The sequence below is a fragment of the Endozoicomonas montiporae CL-33 genome (assembly GCF_001583435.1).
GTDB classification, from domain to species: Bacteria; Pseudomonadota; Gammaproteobacteria; order Pseudomonadales; family Endozoicomonadaceae; genus Endozoicomonas_A; species Endozoicomonas_A montiporae.
On the sequence record NZ_CP013251.1, the window covers coordinates 4238623 to 4254456 of the forward strand.

At 46.8% G+C, this 15834-nt stretch carries 10 protein-coding genes and 6 tRNA genes; 5 read left to right on the top strand and 11 right to left on the bottom strand.

Annotated elements, in window-relative coordinates:
* Positions 1–49 precede the first annotated feature (49 nt).
* From EZMO1_RS19375 to EZMO1_RS19385, 3 genes are all read left to right on the top strand, one after another.
* On the top strand, positions 50–1156 hold the full coding sequence (locus tag EZMO1_RS19375; RefSeq protein WP_051789967.1) for an efflux RND transporter periplasmic adaptor subunit: 1107 nt from the start codon (positions 50–52) through the stop codon (positions 1154–1156).
* A gap of 2 nt (positions 1157–1158) precedes the next feature.
* Positions 1159–4218 carry an efflux RND transporter permease subunit gene (locus tag EZMO1_RS19380; protein ID WP_034876154.1) on the top strand — a complete coding sequence of 1020 codons (3060 nt, stop codon included), beginning with the start codon at positions 1159–1161 and terminating at the stop codon, positions 4216–4218.
* 127 nt (positions 4219–4345) lie between these two features.
* On the top strand, positions 4346–5323 hold the full coding sequence (locus EZMO1_RS19385) for a Gfo/Idh/MocA family protein (RefSeq protein WP_034876152.1): 978 nt from the start codon (positions 4346–4348) through the stop codon (positions 5321–5323).
* A gap of 18 nt (positions 5324–5341) precedes the next feature.
* Here EZMO1_RS19385 and cls read toward each other — a convergent pair whose 3' ends face one another.
* Both cls and EZMO1_RS19395 read right to left on the bottom strand, forming a co-directional pair.
* Positions 5342–6805 carry a cardiolipin synthase gene (gene cls / locus EZMO1_RS19390; protein ID WP_034876150.1) on the bottom strand — a complete coding sequence of 488 codons (1464 nt, stop codon included), beginning with the start codon at positions 6803–6805 and terminating at the stop codon, positions 5342–5344.
* A gap of 21 nt (positions 6806–6826) precedes the next feature.
* Positions 6827–7606, bottom strand: a complete 780-nt coding sequence (locus EZMO1_RS19395) for a TSUP family transporter (protein WP_201772196.1) — start codon at positions 7604–7606, stop codon at positions 6827–6829.
* A 264-nt stretch (positions 7607–7870) separates the two neighbouring features.
* On the opposite strand from EZMO1_RS19395, the gene EZMO1_RS19400 reads away from it, so the two are divergent.
* Positions 7871–8470, top strand: a complete 600-nt coding sequence (locus tag EZMO1_RS19400) for a hypothetical protein (protein ID WP_152557044.1) — start codon at positions 7871–7873, stop codon at positions 8468–8470.
* A 49-nt stretch (positions 8471–8519) separates the two neighbouring features.
* On the opposite strand, the gene EZMO1_RS19405 is transcribed toward EZMO1_RS19400, so the two are convergent.
* The 7 genes from EZMO1_RS19405 to EZMO1_RS19435 all read right to left on the bottom strand — a co-directional run bounded on the left by EZMO1_RS19405 (position 8520) and on the right by EZMO1_RS19435 (position 10291).
* A tRNA-Gln gene (locus EZMO1_RS19405) sits at positions 8520–8594 on the bottom strand.
* A 40-nt stretch (positions 8595–8634) separates the two neighbouring features.
* A tRNA-Met gene (locus EZMO1_RS19410) sits at positions 8635–8711 on the bottom strand.
* Between the two features lie 141 nt (positions 8712–8852).
* Positions 8853–8927, bottom strand: a tRNA-Gln gene (locus tag EZMO1_RS19415).
* A gap of 40 nt (positions 8928–8967) precedes the next feature.
* Positions 8968–9044, bottom strand: a tRNA-Met gene (locus EZMO1_RS19420).
* 43 nt (positions 9045–9087) lie between these two features.
* Positions 9088–9162: transfer RNA gene (locus tag EZMO1_RS19425), tRNA-Gln, on the bottom strand.
* 77 nt (positions 9163–9239) lie between these two features.
* A tRNA-Met gene (locus tag EZMO1_RS19430) sits at positions 9240–9316 on the bottom strand.
* A 192-nt stretch (positions 9317–9508) separates the two neighbouring features.
* Positions 9509–10291, bottom strand: coding sequence for an outer membrane protein OmpK (locus tag EZMO1_RS19435; RefSeq protein ID WP_034876146.1), 783 nt, complete (start codon positions 10289–10291; stop codon positions 9509–9511).
* Between the two features lie 309 nt (positions 10292–10600).
* Between EZMO1_RS19435 and EZMO1_RS19440 the strand changes: the two genes are divergently transcribed.
* Positions 10601–11716, top strand: a complete 1116-nt coding sequence (locus tag EZMO1_RS19440) for an FAD-binding oxidoreductase/lyase (protein ID WP_034876144.1) — start codon at positions 10601–10603, stop codon at positions 11714–11716.
* 249 nt (positions 11717–11965) lie between these two features.
* Here the strand turns inward: EZMO1_RS19440 and EZMO1_RS19445 are convergent, their stop codons facing one another.
* Positions 11966–13759, bottom strand: coding sequence for a hypothetical protein (locus EZMO1_RS19445; protein WP_145912678.1), 1794 nt, complete (start codon positions 13757–13759; stop codon positions 11966–11968).
* Between the two features lie 526 nt (positions 13760–14285).
* Positions 14286–15677 (bottom strand): sodium:solute symporter family protein, encoded by a 1392-nt coding sequence (locus EZMO1_RS19455; RefSeq protein ID WP_034876138.1) that lies wholly within the window; start codon positions 15675–15677, stop codon positions 14286–14288.
* Between the last annotated feature and the right edge of the window lie 157 nt (positions 15678–15834).

The following is a 15834-nucleotide window of genomic DNA, read 5'->3' on the forward strand; positions in this document are numbered from 1 at the left end:
GTTTTAAATTCGAAAACCACTTCACTCACATATCAAGGATAGGGTCTCCATGAAACCAACTTCCCTTGCCGGGTTTGTACGCGCTGCGATAACGGCAACCGTTTCTCTCAGCTTACTGACAGCCTGCTCACAACCTGCAGAAGAGCAAACCAGCGTTGTGCGACCGGTAAAGCTGTTTGAAGTGGTTAACCGACAGGCACAGAACCTGCGCGAATTTCCGGCTATCGTCGCTGCCAGCGAAGAAGCATCACTCTCTTTCCGGATTCCGGGGGAACTGCTGCAGTTCCCTGTGTCATCCGCAATGATTGTGGAAGAAGGACAACTGCTGGCAAAGCTCGATGATCGGGATATTAAAAACGAAGTCGTCGCTTTGCAGGCTGATTTTGATCTGGCTGCATCCGACTTCCGCCGTATTCAGTCCCTGCTTGAAAAACAGATGGTTTCACAGTCTGACTTTGATAACGCCAACACCCGTCTGAAAGCGTCCAGAGTCAACCTGCAACTGGCCAAAGATCGTCTTGGCGATACGGTTCTGACCGCACCTTTTGCCGGACGAATTGCCCAGACCCTGGTAGAAAATTATCAGTCCGTTCAGGCACAGCAGCCTGTGATGATTCTTCAGGATCACCAGACACTGGACATCAGTGTTCAGGTACCTGAAAGCATTCTGACACAGGTACAGGAAGACCGTGTTGACCCGTCTTACCAGCCAGTGGTGACTTTTGCCGGGAATAACGGTACGGAATACAAAGTATCTTATAAAGAGCATGCCACCCGTGTGACACCGGGCACACAGTCCTATGAAGTCATTTTTTCCATGCCTGCACCCGAAACGTTTACTGTTTATCCGGGCATGGGCGCAACACTGGCCATCGACATGACCCGGATCTTGGGTAACGGCAATCCCGGCTCTGAATACATTGTCCCCATGACTGCGGTACTGAAAAACAACGCCAGCGGCCAATATCAGGTATGGGTGTATAACCCGGATACCGGGACCGTGACTCCAAAAGCAGTGACTGTCGGTCGCATTACTCAATCCGGAATTACCGTCACCTCCGGTCTTGAAGATGGTGCGCAGATTGTATCCGCAGGCCTGAGCCGCTTGCGCATCGGTATGGAAGTCAAGCCACTGGAACGTGAGCGCGGAGTGTAACCATGAATATCGCTGAATATTCAATCAAAAACAAAGTCATCAGCTGGACCCTGGTCGCACTGCTTCTGGTTGGGGGCATTGTGTCGTTTAATAATCTGGGGCAGCTTGAGTTTCCCGAGTTCCCTATCCCCCAGGCGATGGTCAATACCGTTTACCCGGGCGCGGCACCGGAACAGGTTGAGGAAGAAGTCACTCTGCCACTGGAGCGCGCTATTCAGGAGCTGGAGTATGTGAAACACATCACCTCGGTATCCAGTGCCGGAACGTCGCAGATCATGGTTGAGTTATCAGAGGATTACAGTTCTGATGACCAACCACAGATCTGGGATGAACTGCGCCGCAAAGTGGGCGATATTCAGGGGGCTTTACCGCCCGGAGTCTTACCGTCCATCATCAATGACGATTTCAGTGATGTGTACGGTATTCTGTATAACATCAGTGGTGAAGATTACACCTATCGCGAACTGGAAGACTACGCCAATATATTGCGTCGTGAACTGACCATGGTTGAAGGGGTTAAGAAAGTCTCGATTGCCGGAACGGTTACGGAACAGGTCATCATTGAGATCTCCCAGGCCAAACTGGCGTCGCTGAACATTAACCCCGGTCTGATTTATGGTCTGATCCAGCATCAGAATACGGTATCCAACGCTGGACGAATGCTGATTGAAGGCCAGTCTGTGCGTATTCACCCTACTGGTGAGTTTCAGTCCATTAAAGAGCTGGAACAACTGGTGGTGAGCATGCCCGGCAGTTCAGAGCTGGTCTATCTGGGCGATATCGCCAATATCTACACAGCCTTTGATGAAACCCCGTTTAATCTTTACCGCAGTAATGGTGAAAAAGCCCTGTCTCTGGGTATTTCGTTTGCCAAAGGTGTCAACGTAGTCGACGTTGGTCGTGCTGTTGACCAGCGCATGGCCGAGCTGGAGTCCAGCCGCCCTGTCGGTATTGATCTGACAACGGTTTATGACCAGCCTGATGTCGTTTATGAGTCGGTTAACGACTTTATCGTGAGCCTGATTCAGGCGATTGTGATTGTTATCGTTGTACTGCTGTTTACCATGGGTTTACGATCCGGCCTGTTGATGGGCGGCATTTTGATGCTGACCATTTTCGGCACCTTCATCGGCATGAATATTCTGTCCATTCAGCTGGAACTGATCTCGCTGGGTGCACTGATTATTGCCCTGGGTATGCTGGTTGATAACGCCATCGTCGTCACAGAAGGCGTTCTGGTCGGCCTGAAACGAGGCCAGACCCGCATCGAAGCCATCAAAAGCATTGTGGAACAGAACATCTGGCCTCTGCTGGGTGCAACCGCCATTGCCATCATTGCGTTTGCGCCTATTGGCCTGTCACCGGATGCTACCGGCGACTTTATGCGATCCCTGTTTCTGGTACTGCTGATTTCCCTGACCATCAGCTGGGTTCTGGCTATTACCCTGACACCATTTTTCTGTCATATGGTGTTTAAGGACCCGGACCAGACGACATTGACCGGTAACCCGGAAGATCCGTACAAAGGCATTCTGTTTGTTGTTTATCGCACCATTCTGAACAAGGCCCTGAGACACCGTATTATATCGCTGGTACTCATCGTCGCTACACTGTTTGCAGCCATTGTTGGTTTCGGTCATGTGAAGCATGCGTTCTTCCCACCTTCCAACACGCCTGTTTTCTTTGTCGATGTCTGGATGCAGGAAGGTACGGATATACGACAAACGCAGGAAAATATGCGCGCCCTTGAACAGGAAGTCCTGGCCTTTGACGAAGTACAAAATGTCACCACCGTCATGGGCATGGGCGCACAGCGTTTTATCCTGACATATGCTCCGGAAAACATGTACAGCAGCTACAGTCAACTGATTATTGAAACCGACAGCCTGCAGACCATGGAAACCCTGCTGCCACAGGTGCGCGAACGATTTGAAAGCCAGTATCCGGAGTATGAATACAAATTCAAATTGCTGGAAAACGGCCCTGCGCCTGCAGCCCGAATTGAAGCCCGTTTCTATGGCCCCGATCCGGATGTACTTCGACAGCTGGGTGCCCAGGCCATTGAAGCGATGGAAGCGGTGCCGGATGCAGTGGATATCCGTAACAACTGGCGTGAACACGTATCCATTGTTCGCCCACAGCTGGATGAAGCAGCAGCCCGTCGCAGTGGCATTTCCAAACTGGCTCTGGACAGCACCCTGCTGGTGAATTTCAGTGGTCAACAAGTGGGTCTTTACCGCGAAGGCAGTTACCTGATGCCCATTATTGCCCGCGCACCGGAAGCCGAACGTTTTAATGCGGATCGCATTGAGGATTTGCAGGTATGGAGTCAGGAGCGTAATGCGTTTGTCCCTATCAGTCAGGTCGTAAAAGGTTTTGAAACCGAAACGGAAAACCCGCTGATCATGCGTCGCAACCTGAAACGAGTCCTGACCGTTCTGGCAGACGTGGCACCGTTCAGCAGTGATACGCCCGAATCCATGCGTCAGAAACTGAAAGACGGCGTTGAAGCGATCCCGCTGCCTGAAGGTTACAGCCTTGAGTGGGGTGGCGAGTACATAATGTCGAAAGAAGCCAACGAGAGTGTTTTCAAATCTCTGCCAATGGGCTATTTGTCGATGTTCCTGATCACCATTCTGCTGTTCAGTACTTTACGACAGCCGCTGGCTATCTGGTCTACCGTACCGTTGAGTATTATTGGTATCGCGGCAGGCTTGCTGCTGCTGGATATGCCCTTTACCTTCACTGCCATGCTGGGGATGCTGAGTCTGTCGGGCATGGTGTTGAAAAACGGTATTGTGCTGGTTGAGCAGATTAATATCGAAGCGAAAACGGCTTCATCCATTCAAAAGGCCATTTTGGATGCCTGTGTCAGTCGTGTGCGTCCGGTCTGCATGGCAGCACTGACCACCATGCTGGGCATGATTCCGTTGATTGCTGATGCATTCTTCAGCTCTATGGCGGTCACTATTATCTTTGGCCTTGGCTTTGCCACCGTACTGACACTGGTGGTGTTGCCGGTGATTTATTCACTGCTGTACCGCATTCGTTTTGACCTTTAATTAATACCGAATGAACCCCGGCATCCTGTTTTTTTCAGGGGCCTGAGCAACCTTTGCCGGGGTTCGTTACTTCTATACATCTCCTGCCTTATAATCCCGTCAGAATACCACTCAGGGATTAATCACTATGATTCGCTTTGCCGTTATCGGAACCAACTGGATCAGTCATGCTTTTTGTGAAGCGGCTCACAATACCGGATTATTCAAACTAGCCGCAGTTTATTCCCGCACACTGAAAACAGCCCATACCTTTGCCTCCCGATATCAGGTCGATACTTGCTATGACAACCTTCAGGCTATGGCAGAAAACCCGAATATTGATGCCGTTTATATAGCCAGCCCCAACTCGCTACACGCACCACAGGCAGAGCTTTTCCTGAAACAGGGCAAGCATGTGATAGGAGAAAAACCCCTGGCATCGAATATTGACGAGGTGAAACAACTTATTGAAATCGCTCAGACTAACAGCGTCGTCTTAATGGAAGCCATGAAGACACGCTACGTGCCAAACCTTCAGGTATGCCGTGAAGCATTGCCATCACTGGGCAGAATTCGTCGGGCACATTTCAGTTATTGTCAGTATTCATCGCGCTATCAAAAATACCTTGAAGGAGAAAATCCGAACACCTTCAACCCCGAGTTTTCAAACGGCTCCCTGATGGACATTGGCATCTACCCTCTCACGGCAGCCATTGAGCTATTTGGTAAACCACAGAACGTTCTGGCCAGTGGTAGTCTGCTGGATTCCGGAGTCGATGCTCATGGTTCGCTGACTCTGAAATACGACGGTTTTGAAGTATTGATCAGTCACTCGAAAGTCAGTGAGGGACTAACTCCCAGTGAAATTCAGGGCGAATCAGGCTCGCTTCTTATTGACCATATTTCGAATTGCCGCAGGGTGACGCGTCAACTCAGAGGCGGAACATCTGAAGAGCTGACCGTCAATCAACCTGATAACACGATGGAGTATGAAGCAAAAGTCTTTGCGGAATTGATTAAGAACAGACAATACCAGCATCAGGGGCTAACCCAGTCGCTAATCATCAGTGAAATTATGACTGCTGCCAGAAAAATGATGGGTGTCGTTTATCCGGCAGATAAATAAGCACTCGATCGCCTGGCATCATAACAATGGACTGATAAGCTGCAGGGTATTTTCCAGCAGCTTTCTACGGAAAGGGCGTTTCACCCAGTCTGAGAGTTCTACCTGTTCCGACATGGCAATGTAGCTTTCCAGCAACAGAGCCATGGTCTGACTGAAAGCGCGGTCGTAGATGATCAGTGTGACCTCAAAGTTCAGCCACACACTGCGCATATCCAGATTAACGGTTCCAAACAAAATGATTGAACGATCCACCAGTACACATTTGGTATGCAGCAGTCCGCCTTTGAACTGCTGTATCTTTACACCCACATTCAGCAGTTCTTCGTAATAAGAACGACTGGCGTAGTGCACCATGCGGGAATCATTTTTCTCCGGCACCAGCAACTGCACATCCACCCCGCGCATAGCAGCAGAGCGCAGTGCCGTTAACAGTGCTTCATCCGGAATAAAATAAGGCGTTGAAATCAGCAGTTCTTCCTTGCTTTCATAAATAGCCGTCAGCAATACCTGATGGATAGATTCCCGCTCAGCATCCGGCCCCGAGGGCATGATATGTACACAGGCTTTATGGTCATTCAACTGGCTGGCTGGCATTTCGTAGGTTGACTGAAACACCGAAAAAGGCTCTCCGGTTTCAAGCGCCCGGTCCCAGTGCACAATGGTGGACATCACGTGGGCAGCCACACCTTCCATTCGAACCATGGCGTCCACCCAGCGCCCGACATTGGCATCCGCCTTAAAATACACCGGGTCTACCAGGTTAAAGCTACCCGTCCAGGCAATATCATCATCCACTGCCAATATTTTGCGATGATTGCGAATGTCCATACGCTCTACAAGCATTCGCAGAAGTCCCACGGGAAGTGACTCCGTTACACTGATCCCTTCCAGACGAAAACGCTTACCCCAGTACTGTCTTAAAAAACGGCGACTGCCTACACCGTCCAGTACCACTACACAATCAACACCGCGCTTGGCAGCTCTGATCAGGGCTTCAGCCAACTCTTTACCACGACCTGTGGCATCCCAGATATAGAACTCAAGGGCAATGCTTTTTTTTGCCTGTTCAATATCATGAAGAATGCCATCAATAATGGCATCGGTTTCGTGAAAGAGTTGCAGGTTACTGCAGGGCATGCCCAGAATGCCCAGCGCCTGTTCAGACAGGGTATAGATACCGGCATGCTCACGCATCGCATCGGTTTTTACCGTAGTGTTTGATATAACGGAAGTCAGATGTCGGGACCACTGTTCATAATCCGGATACAGTTTTTTCAACCGCCTGATACGCCTGATTCCAAGACGACGTGGGCCAAACAGCAAATAACAGATAAACCCGGCAACGGGCAACGCAAACACCAGCACCAGCCACGCCAGCGACACACCAACGGAGCGACGATGCATAATGATGTTCAGCGCGAACGCTGTAATGAGGGCAAGATAAACGCCCCCAAACAGAATGCTATACCAGGAACTATCCATTAACTGCCATGAAAATTGTTATCAGGAAAACAACAAGTAGCCGTAGTTATTCCACAGCAGCTTTCCGGTCATAATCAACGAGATTATCACAATCATCGGCCGAATGATCTGCTGGCCACGGCTCATAACCACCTTGGAACCCAAACGGGCACCGATCAATTGTCCGGTTATCATCACCAGACCCACTTTCCAGACAACAGCACCACCCATAATAAAGAACAACAGGGACGCGATATTACTGGTGCAGTTCAACACTTTAGTATGAGCTGTCGCTTTAGTCAGGGAAAAGCCCATCAGGCTGACAAAGGCAATAGCAAAGAATGACCCGGTTCCCGGCCCGAAGAAGCCATCATAAAAACCAATACCAAAACCCGCCGTTAAAGCAAACAGGTTCATGGTAAAGCGTTGTTTACAGTCGGTGTCACCGACACTGGGGGAGAACAGGAAATAACCGGCAATACCGATCATCAGGAAAGGAATGATATGCTCCAGCACACTGGCATCAATCATCTGCACCAGAGTAGTACCCAGCGCACTGCCAACAAAGGTCAGGACAATGGCCAGCTTCAGATCACTGAGCTTCACCATACCTTTGCGGACAAAATAATAACTGGCTGAAAAGGCGCCACCGCTACTTTGCAGCTTATTGGTCGCCAGAGCCTGGGCAGGGTTCAACCCAACTGCCAGCAAGGCAGGAACCGTAATCAATCCGCCACCACCGGCAATGGAGTCGACAAACCCTGCCATCAACCCCACCATGAACAGCAATAACGCCCAGTCCAGACTCAATACAAATTCCAAAGCCAGCCTCTTGGTACAATCCAACATTTATAAAAAGCAACGCTATTGTACGTACTTATCTATGGCTCGGCATGAGGGAACATCCGGTGTTTGCTGGCTCAATGCCACTTTACCTTAGTTGAACTGCAGAACAGCTATACTGATTTTTCCAAGTCTCTGAAGAAAACAGAGGTTTTTATGAAGACTATTGCATTTCTTCTTGCCAGTGGCTTGTCCACTCCCCTCTTTGCAGCATCCCTGACCTTTGATGATCAGACAAAGGATGTGCCGGACACCTTTGGCTTCAGTGGCAGAGGTGCCGGATTTGTCGGCAACCCACTCCAGTTTTTTAACAAAGTAGACGGAAAGACATTCAGGATTGTTCCGCTTACCAAAGAAGGCGTAAAAATCCCCTACAACACCACTGTTCAGCTGCAAGATGCAAACAATGACCAGGATCCGACATACGAACCCTATCCGACGGGGAGTATTGGTTGGGCCGCTGATAATGAGGACGTGGAGCACCCCACTTACCGGTTTGATATATTTGCCGGCGGCAAGTTCTACTTCCGCCCCGAGATGCTTTATGAAATGATCGTCGAAATAAACGGCAAGGAAATTGGCAGAAAAAAAACCGACATCAACAGCAACTGGGATCCGCTAACACTGCATAAAGTCCCCTTCGATAACAACAGTGTCTTAAAGGTAACGCTAAAACCAATTGCTTCCGATGATATTATTATGCGCCACCACGAAGATCAAAAAATCAAATATGGTGAGATCATCGAGCAGGACACTGTTTTGCCAGAACAGCAGGACACTGTTTTGCCAGAACAGCAGGACACTGCTTTGCCAGAACAGCAGAAAGGGAAATCGGAACTCTAGAGAAAACAAAAAAAGCCTGCTATTGCAGGCTTTTTTTGTAAAGGAAATATGGCTGGGGTAGCAGGATTCGAACCTGCGCATGACGGGATCAAAACCCGTTGCCTTACCGCTTGGCGATACCCCAACAATGACTTTATGACAATGAGGTCATGAAGACGGAATGATGGTAGCTAGGGGCAGATTCGAACTGCCGACCCCAGCATTATGAGTGCTGTGCTCTAACCAACTGAGCTACCTAGCCATCAAACTGGATGCGAATTATCAGTATTTCACAGTATTCTGTCAACTGTTATATCGTTGAGTTTTATATGAAAATCCTCAACCACCCGCTGAACAGAACGAAAAAAGCCTGCTTAGTGATTAAGCAGGCTTTTAAGAAAAATGGCTGGGGTAGCAGGATTCGAACCTGCGCATGACGGGATCAAAACCCGTTGCCTTACCGCTTGGCGATACCCCAACGATGTCTTTATGACAATCAGGTCACGAAGACGGAATGATGGTAGCTAGGGGCAGATTCGAACTGCCGACCCCAGCATTATGAGTGCTGTGCTCTAACCAACTGAGCTACCTAGCCATCAAACTCTGCTGACCACCTGTGAAAAGGTATTGGTCAAATATGGCTGGGGTAGCAGGATTCGAACCTGCGCATGACGGGATCAAAACCCGTTGCCTTACCGCTTGGCGATACCCCAACAGATGTCTTCAGGACGATTTGGAAGTTACCATCACTTCAATCAATGTCAACCAGTGATCTGGTGTTTGACTGAAATGGTAGCTAGGGGCAGATTCGAACTGCCGACCCCAGCATTATGAGTGCTGTGCTCTAACCAACTGAGCTACCTAGCCCAAAAGACGAAGCGCATTTTCGGGATTTATGCTTTGTCTGTCAACCACTTGGACTGCTTTTTCAGCAAATACCTACAGATAGTCAGACATTACAGACATTTTTTACACAGGTGGAACACGCACAAGCCCTCCTTCCAGAATGGCGAAAAGCTTGTGCGTGTTTTATAGGATTTCAACAGAAGCTATTCAGGATCAGAAGTTGTACTTCAGTGAGTAAATTACACCATCCTGATTTTCTGCATAGCCAAGCTTGTCACTGGCATAGCGATACTGCAAACCGGCAGTGATGCTGTCAGTGGCATGCCACCACAGCTCCAACGCACCGTTATGGCCTGTTTTCTCTGACTTATTATTAACACGTAAATACTCTTTATCCCGACTGAATTCCGTTTCATGCCAGTTAAACAGAGTGAACTTCTGATTTATTGCACTGAAATCGTAGCTGGCTGTCCAACCCAGAACATAACCGTTACTGCCGTTGAAATAAGTAGACTGTGCATGATGAGCCGCCAGGAAGGGCTTGAAGAAGAAATTTCTGCCTACAAGGTTATAACCAAAACCGTAGAAGCGGTTTTGTTCATCAAATTTTTGGCCACTGATATCAAAGATCTGGCCAAACAGGTTAAAACCGGTATCCCCAATATTGACGCGTGCGTTACCTTTCATAGCAACACGACGACCATCGTTTACCCTTCCGTCTTCATGACGAGCTCTTACAGTTCGTCCACTACTTTTTGTGGGGTTTTCAAGATCAAGGAAGCCGTAAAGTTCACCCCAGGAATAGCCAGAACCCCCTTCCAGCCTGATGTAGGTAAAATCACGTTGCTCGGTTTTATTCTCTGTGCTTTTTGTCCAGTCCAAATGGTTCAACTGTATATTGCTAAAGCCATACAGGTATTCAGCATTTACAGAAGTTGACAACATGCCTGCGGGCAGAGCTGTAACCGCAAGAGCAGCAGCGCGTATTGGTTTCATTTACACGACTCCGGCTTTAATAATAATTATTTGAAATGATTGTTATAAGATCTGTGTTTGTGGAGAGTCTTTTTGATCGAACCAGTCCTTGCCGCTAGAAAGCTGACTGAAGTCTGGCTGATTGGAATAATAATGGATTACTTTGCTAGTTTTTCTGCGCCAGACCAACAAACGTAATCAAATGCTCCCATTGATTAACAGCAGTTTATTTAACAAATAAATTCCTCCGTTCACCCCTTCGCCTATCAAACAGTCAATATCAGGCTATATTTGCCCATAGCGTTAATAACCTGCAGGAAGTCATCTGCCGTGCTGTCTTTCAATACACGCCTTACACCGGTCGATCTCAGCTCCCTGACTCCGGACTCTCTTAATGCCAACACAATCCCTGATGGTCTGGCAGGCATTGATATAGGCATACGCCCCTGCCGCCGAAGCGGGCCCAACCTGTCAGCCTGTGAAACCGGTCGTCAGCTGATTATTCATAATTACGGACATGGTGGTGCGGGATGGTCACTGAGCCATGGCAGTGTTTTGCACGCCCTGTCCCTGTTTGAAGCCAGAAAGTGCAACAAGCAAGCTCCTGTTACGATTGTGGGAGCCGGGGTGATGGGTCTGCTCACCAGTCTCTATCTGCACGAACGCGGTTATCGAAATTTGGAAATCGTTGCCAGCGAATTCGAAGGCATCACGTCCTGTCGCTCAACGGGTTATTACGCCCCTCTGGCAATGAGCCTGAACAATGAGAAACAGCAGGCATTTATTAATGACATAGGCTTTAAAACATTCTCGACATTTCAGGCTATCGAACAGGGTGAACATCCTTTATTCAAACGTGGCATCAGTCCGGTGCACGTTTATGCCGGAGTGGGAGGGTATTCAGAAAGCATACTGGACACTGAAACCGGGCTTGAACCTTATGTAGAACAAGGACTGCTGCCTGAACCTGTACTGGGCGAGATAGATTTCGGCAACGGTCAGAAACATATAATGCGCCGCTTTCAGACCTACTTTATGAACACGCCGGGCATTATGGAAGAGCTGAACGAGCTACTGGATCAAAAAGGCATTCGTCGTACACAGAAAACCGTCCATGACTTCGGTGAACTGAAAAGCGATATCGTTTTTAACTGTTCCGGCATTGGTGGGCAACAACTGAACCACGACAACAACGTTCATCCTAACCTGGGTATTTTATTACTGTTAAAACAACCCGACATGGGTGCACTGCACTATATCATTTACACCCGCTATCGCAGCCCGCTGTCTGACTCTGATCATGATAACTACATCTATTTTATGCCCAGAGGTAATGGTTTACTGGGAGCCACGTTTATTCCCAACAACGACGGCACCGATGAAGCTGAAAACCTGAAGCAAATCCACCGTATCGTATTTGAGAACAAAGCTTTCTTTGGTACATAAGTGGTAACGGTACTCGAGGTATCCGGCCAGCTAATATTGAGCGAATAATGCCACAGTTCAGTGGCATTAATTCTGTGCTTTGGTGACGAGAACCACACTCAATTACAACCTATGCTCACTCGTCATTACTGTTGACTGGAAGCTGAAAGCTTCAACATTTAGAGAATCCAGATTGCTTATTTACAATGATGCTCAGCTTAATCCTTCTGCTTATAGATTTTCTAAATCTCACTTACACGAGACAATAGTTTATAAAGATTCCCTAATCTTCATTAGCATGAGTTCTTTTATCATAGGGTCCTGAATCAAATAAATTAACTCACCAACATCAATACTTTGAAGATAAATATCCTTCTTAATATGACGAAATACAAGTTTTGCCGCAGGAACATCCCGTTCAAAACCAACTTTACTTTTAATGTCTTTGATGAAAACATCCACATCACGCTGGGATACAATATCATCTACATAAGCACTATACTTCCAAGCTGGATGATCAGGCTGAAGAGCAAGCCAGACAACATCTGCCAATGCTTCAGTATTATTATGCTTTTTAATAATCGAACCATTCACTTTTTTAATTAATGTTTCATCAAACCCAAACCGATTTAATGCAAGGGCTTTTTTTCTGGGGGCATAGCGATTCTGAAAAAAATCTTCCAGAGCAGTACCTTTCCAATGCTCTCTAAGATCATCATTTACAGCTTGCTGAAAACTTCTCCATTCATAAAACGGCACTTTATTCATACTAATCGCTTTTACCAGACTGAGATTACCCGCAACAAGCATTAACGAATGTGAATAAAACAGTAAAGCATCATACTCTTCCTGACTCGGAATAGCCCCGGGCTTAACTATGGTAATTGTCTTTCCACCAAAAACATCAGGTACATAGATTGTTTGACAATTATCTTTTGAGACATAACGTACTACACCAAAACCAAGATCTTTAAACAGTTGAGTATATTGCGGATTGCGAACATCATCCTCACTGACATTAATGACCATTACAGGTTCGGATTGATCCATCTCAGTAATAATTGTCAGAAATTCTTTTAAGAAAGCAAATTCGTGATGATAAGATACATAGTATGGTTTAGCCTTAATAGCTTGCAGTTGGGTTGAAAAATCTCCATACCCTGCCAACGCTTCTCCAAGCCAGGGTTTGCTAATAAAAAGCCGCCTTAAACCCTGACTCAGTGCAGTTTTCTCAATATCACTATGTCTTTCATACTCAGCGACTTTGTTAATAACATCCGAGTTAAAAGGCATCCCTACATATCTTTCCCCAAGACCGAAAACAAGTGACTGCGATTCATCTGAAAAGCAGCTATTTTTTTCTTCACACCGCCTTAGCCCCTCCAATTCTTCTTCTACTTCCTCTTCGTCGCCATCACGACTGACTATGCGAGCACTACCTTGTGAATCAGCAGACACTGATTTCCAATAAGCTGCCATGTTACTCAAATGAAATTCTCCCTGCTCATATGCCGGCTTATCTGGAGCAGGATAGTCAGAATAGTACTGAATAAACAATGATGAATTATTAAAATTCGGACTTAGGCCGAAATCTTCCGACAGAAACAGAACCAGTCCACTGTCATCAAGAGCATCAACAGGCCGACATATATCTTTATTGTATTCTTGATCATCCATCAACCAACGGATAGGTAAATTTTTGGTCTCTTCGAAGTATTTGTAAAACTTCTGCTTTTGTTGTTCGTCAGTTTTTACTGCTAATTCGATAGAGGCATCATCAAGCTCTCTAACTTTTCGTAATTCTTTATAAGCCTCCAAAAGGTAAGAGAAATCGCCCATATCTTCTTCAGCCACGGTAGCCAGTGTAATTTTTTTTACAACCGAGGAATTCATATCGGGTGCTTTATTAAGAATCAAAAACCACTTAGCGATTGGATGCTCAAGATTAACTTCTCTTTTTTCCAGCTCGGAGGCAAGGCATAGATCTACAAAAGATATTAATATTAAAAACAAACATGTATATGAATTTTTTTTAAAATCTATTAAGAATTTTATACTCTTCATTATGATACTCCTGCAATTCCTTTCGTATATCAAGTCCCATAATCACAACATCTCGCATACGTTTTTTAGACCATAAATCTAATACACCTATCCAAGCCAAGGTCAGTATCACTAACCTATTGGTTTGAATTTTATTGATACTTTTCAATCTATGTTCCACCTGACAAATAACAGATTATAAAAAACAACAGGAATCGCATTATGGGCAGATCTAATTCATCAATTTTTTCAACAGGTCACCTACAACATATCTGGTATACCTACCCTGACAACCACGTGGAGAAAATTATTTCACAAGAACGCAACAATTATGGAAGGGTAGCCACTATACAGTCAGCAAGACAGGCGCCCACAGGCCATCTTCACGGTTAACATCGATGGCAGCAGAAAAGACAGTTTCTGAAGTTGTGAAAAACCTGACAACTGCAGTTGCATTGATGGAAATGCAACTGAACCACAAGAACAACGTTCATCCAAATCTGAGGGGTTATTACTGTTAAAAACAGCCCAGTATGAATGCACTGCATTATGCTTGAGAACAAAGCCTTTTTCGGTACATAAACAACGCCAGATAACACAGGAAGCTGGCCGTCATACCACAAAGCATGGCGCCAGCAGCCAGCGCCTCATCGTGAACGTACCACTTCCACAGAAACACGCCAAGCAACCCGCTGACAAATGGCATATAAAAGAAACTTCTTGGATTATTATGAAAAAACAGGGCAAACATCATGGGTGGAAACAAGGTAGGCGCCCAGATTTCAAAGCTGTTCACCAGCAAATCAAGAATGTCATCAGCCTGACAGGCAATGATCATTGCACCAACACCAATAACCAGCGTTGCCAGACGACCATACTTCAACAACTGCTGGTCACTGATACCAGCCGCGAGCGGTGCCAGCACATCATTGGAAAAGGCTACTGCGGCCGAGTTCAGGTAACTGTCGCAGGACGACATCACCGCCGCCAGCAAACCCACCAACAACACCATACTTAACCAGCCAGGCATGCGCTCCAGCAAAATGGTAAAGGTGTCACGAGGGAGCTGGTTAGCGTCCAGAAGATGGGCAACAGTTCCTAGCGCACCACTAAGCAGCACCACAAATGAAACGATCAGTGCTGTGACATAAACCGCCGTTCGGGCCTGACTGACACTTCTGGACATTGTGACCCTCTGGATAGAAATAGGAATCAGCGCATCACCCAGAAAGAACACCATAAACAGCAGCCCCATTCCCAGAAGGGAAGTATTGCCATCTATCAAGCTGTGAAGATTATCAATATTGTGATCATAAAATGGCTGCCAGCCACCTGTCAGGTGCACACCCCAGACAACCACCGCCAGCATGGCACTCAATAACAGAACTGCCTGAATAATATCGGTAATCACCACTGAGCGGACACCACCCAGACAGCTATAGAGAATGACCGTCACACTCAACAGCATTGCCGCCGCAAAGTGCCAGTCAGCGGGAAGCAACATGGCAGAGACTCTCTGCATCGCTACCACCTGTGCGCTGACAATTCCCATACAGAACAGCAACCAGAGCACTCCGGCAATTAAACGCACATCCCGGCCACCAAATGCTTTACCCAGTATTTCACCGGACGACAAACAGTCTCGCCATTTGAATATCCGCGGAACCAGCCAGCCCGACAGGATCAGCTGAAACGTAAAACCCATGCAGGCAATGGTATAAAACCAGCCAGAAGCATAAGACTTTTCCGCTGCTCCCATTAAGAGCCCGGCTCCAACACCACTGGCCAACAAGGTGCAATAAATCGCAAACGAGCCAAATGCATTTCGATCCAGAGCAAACACCGAAAATTGATTGACCGTTTTTAAATGCCGCACGCCGTAAATTAAAAATGCTATCGAAATGAAGATGATAAACAACAGTTCCATTCCAAAACCCATTCTGTTTCATTTTGTTTGAAGCTGTTATTTATAGCCGATCAAATCATTTTTTTTCATTTAAAACCAAATTAACCCAATGACCACGGCACAGGACTTGCTTAATTAAACAGCCACTGAATATTTAATCATCAATCAAAAGGAGCATGCGAATTATCAC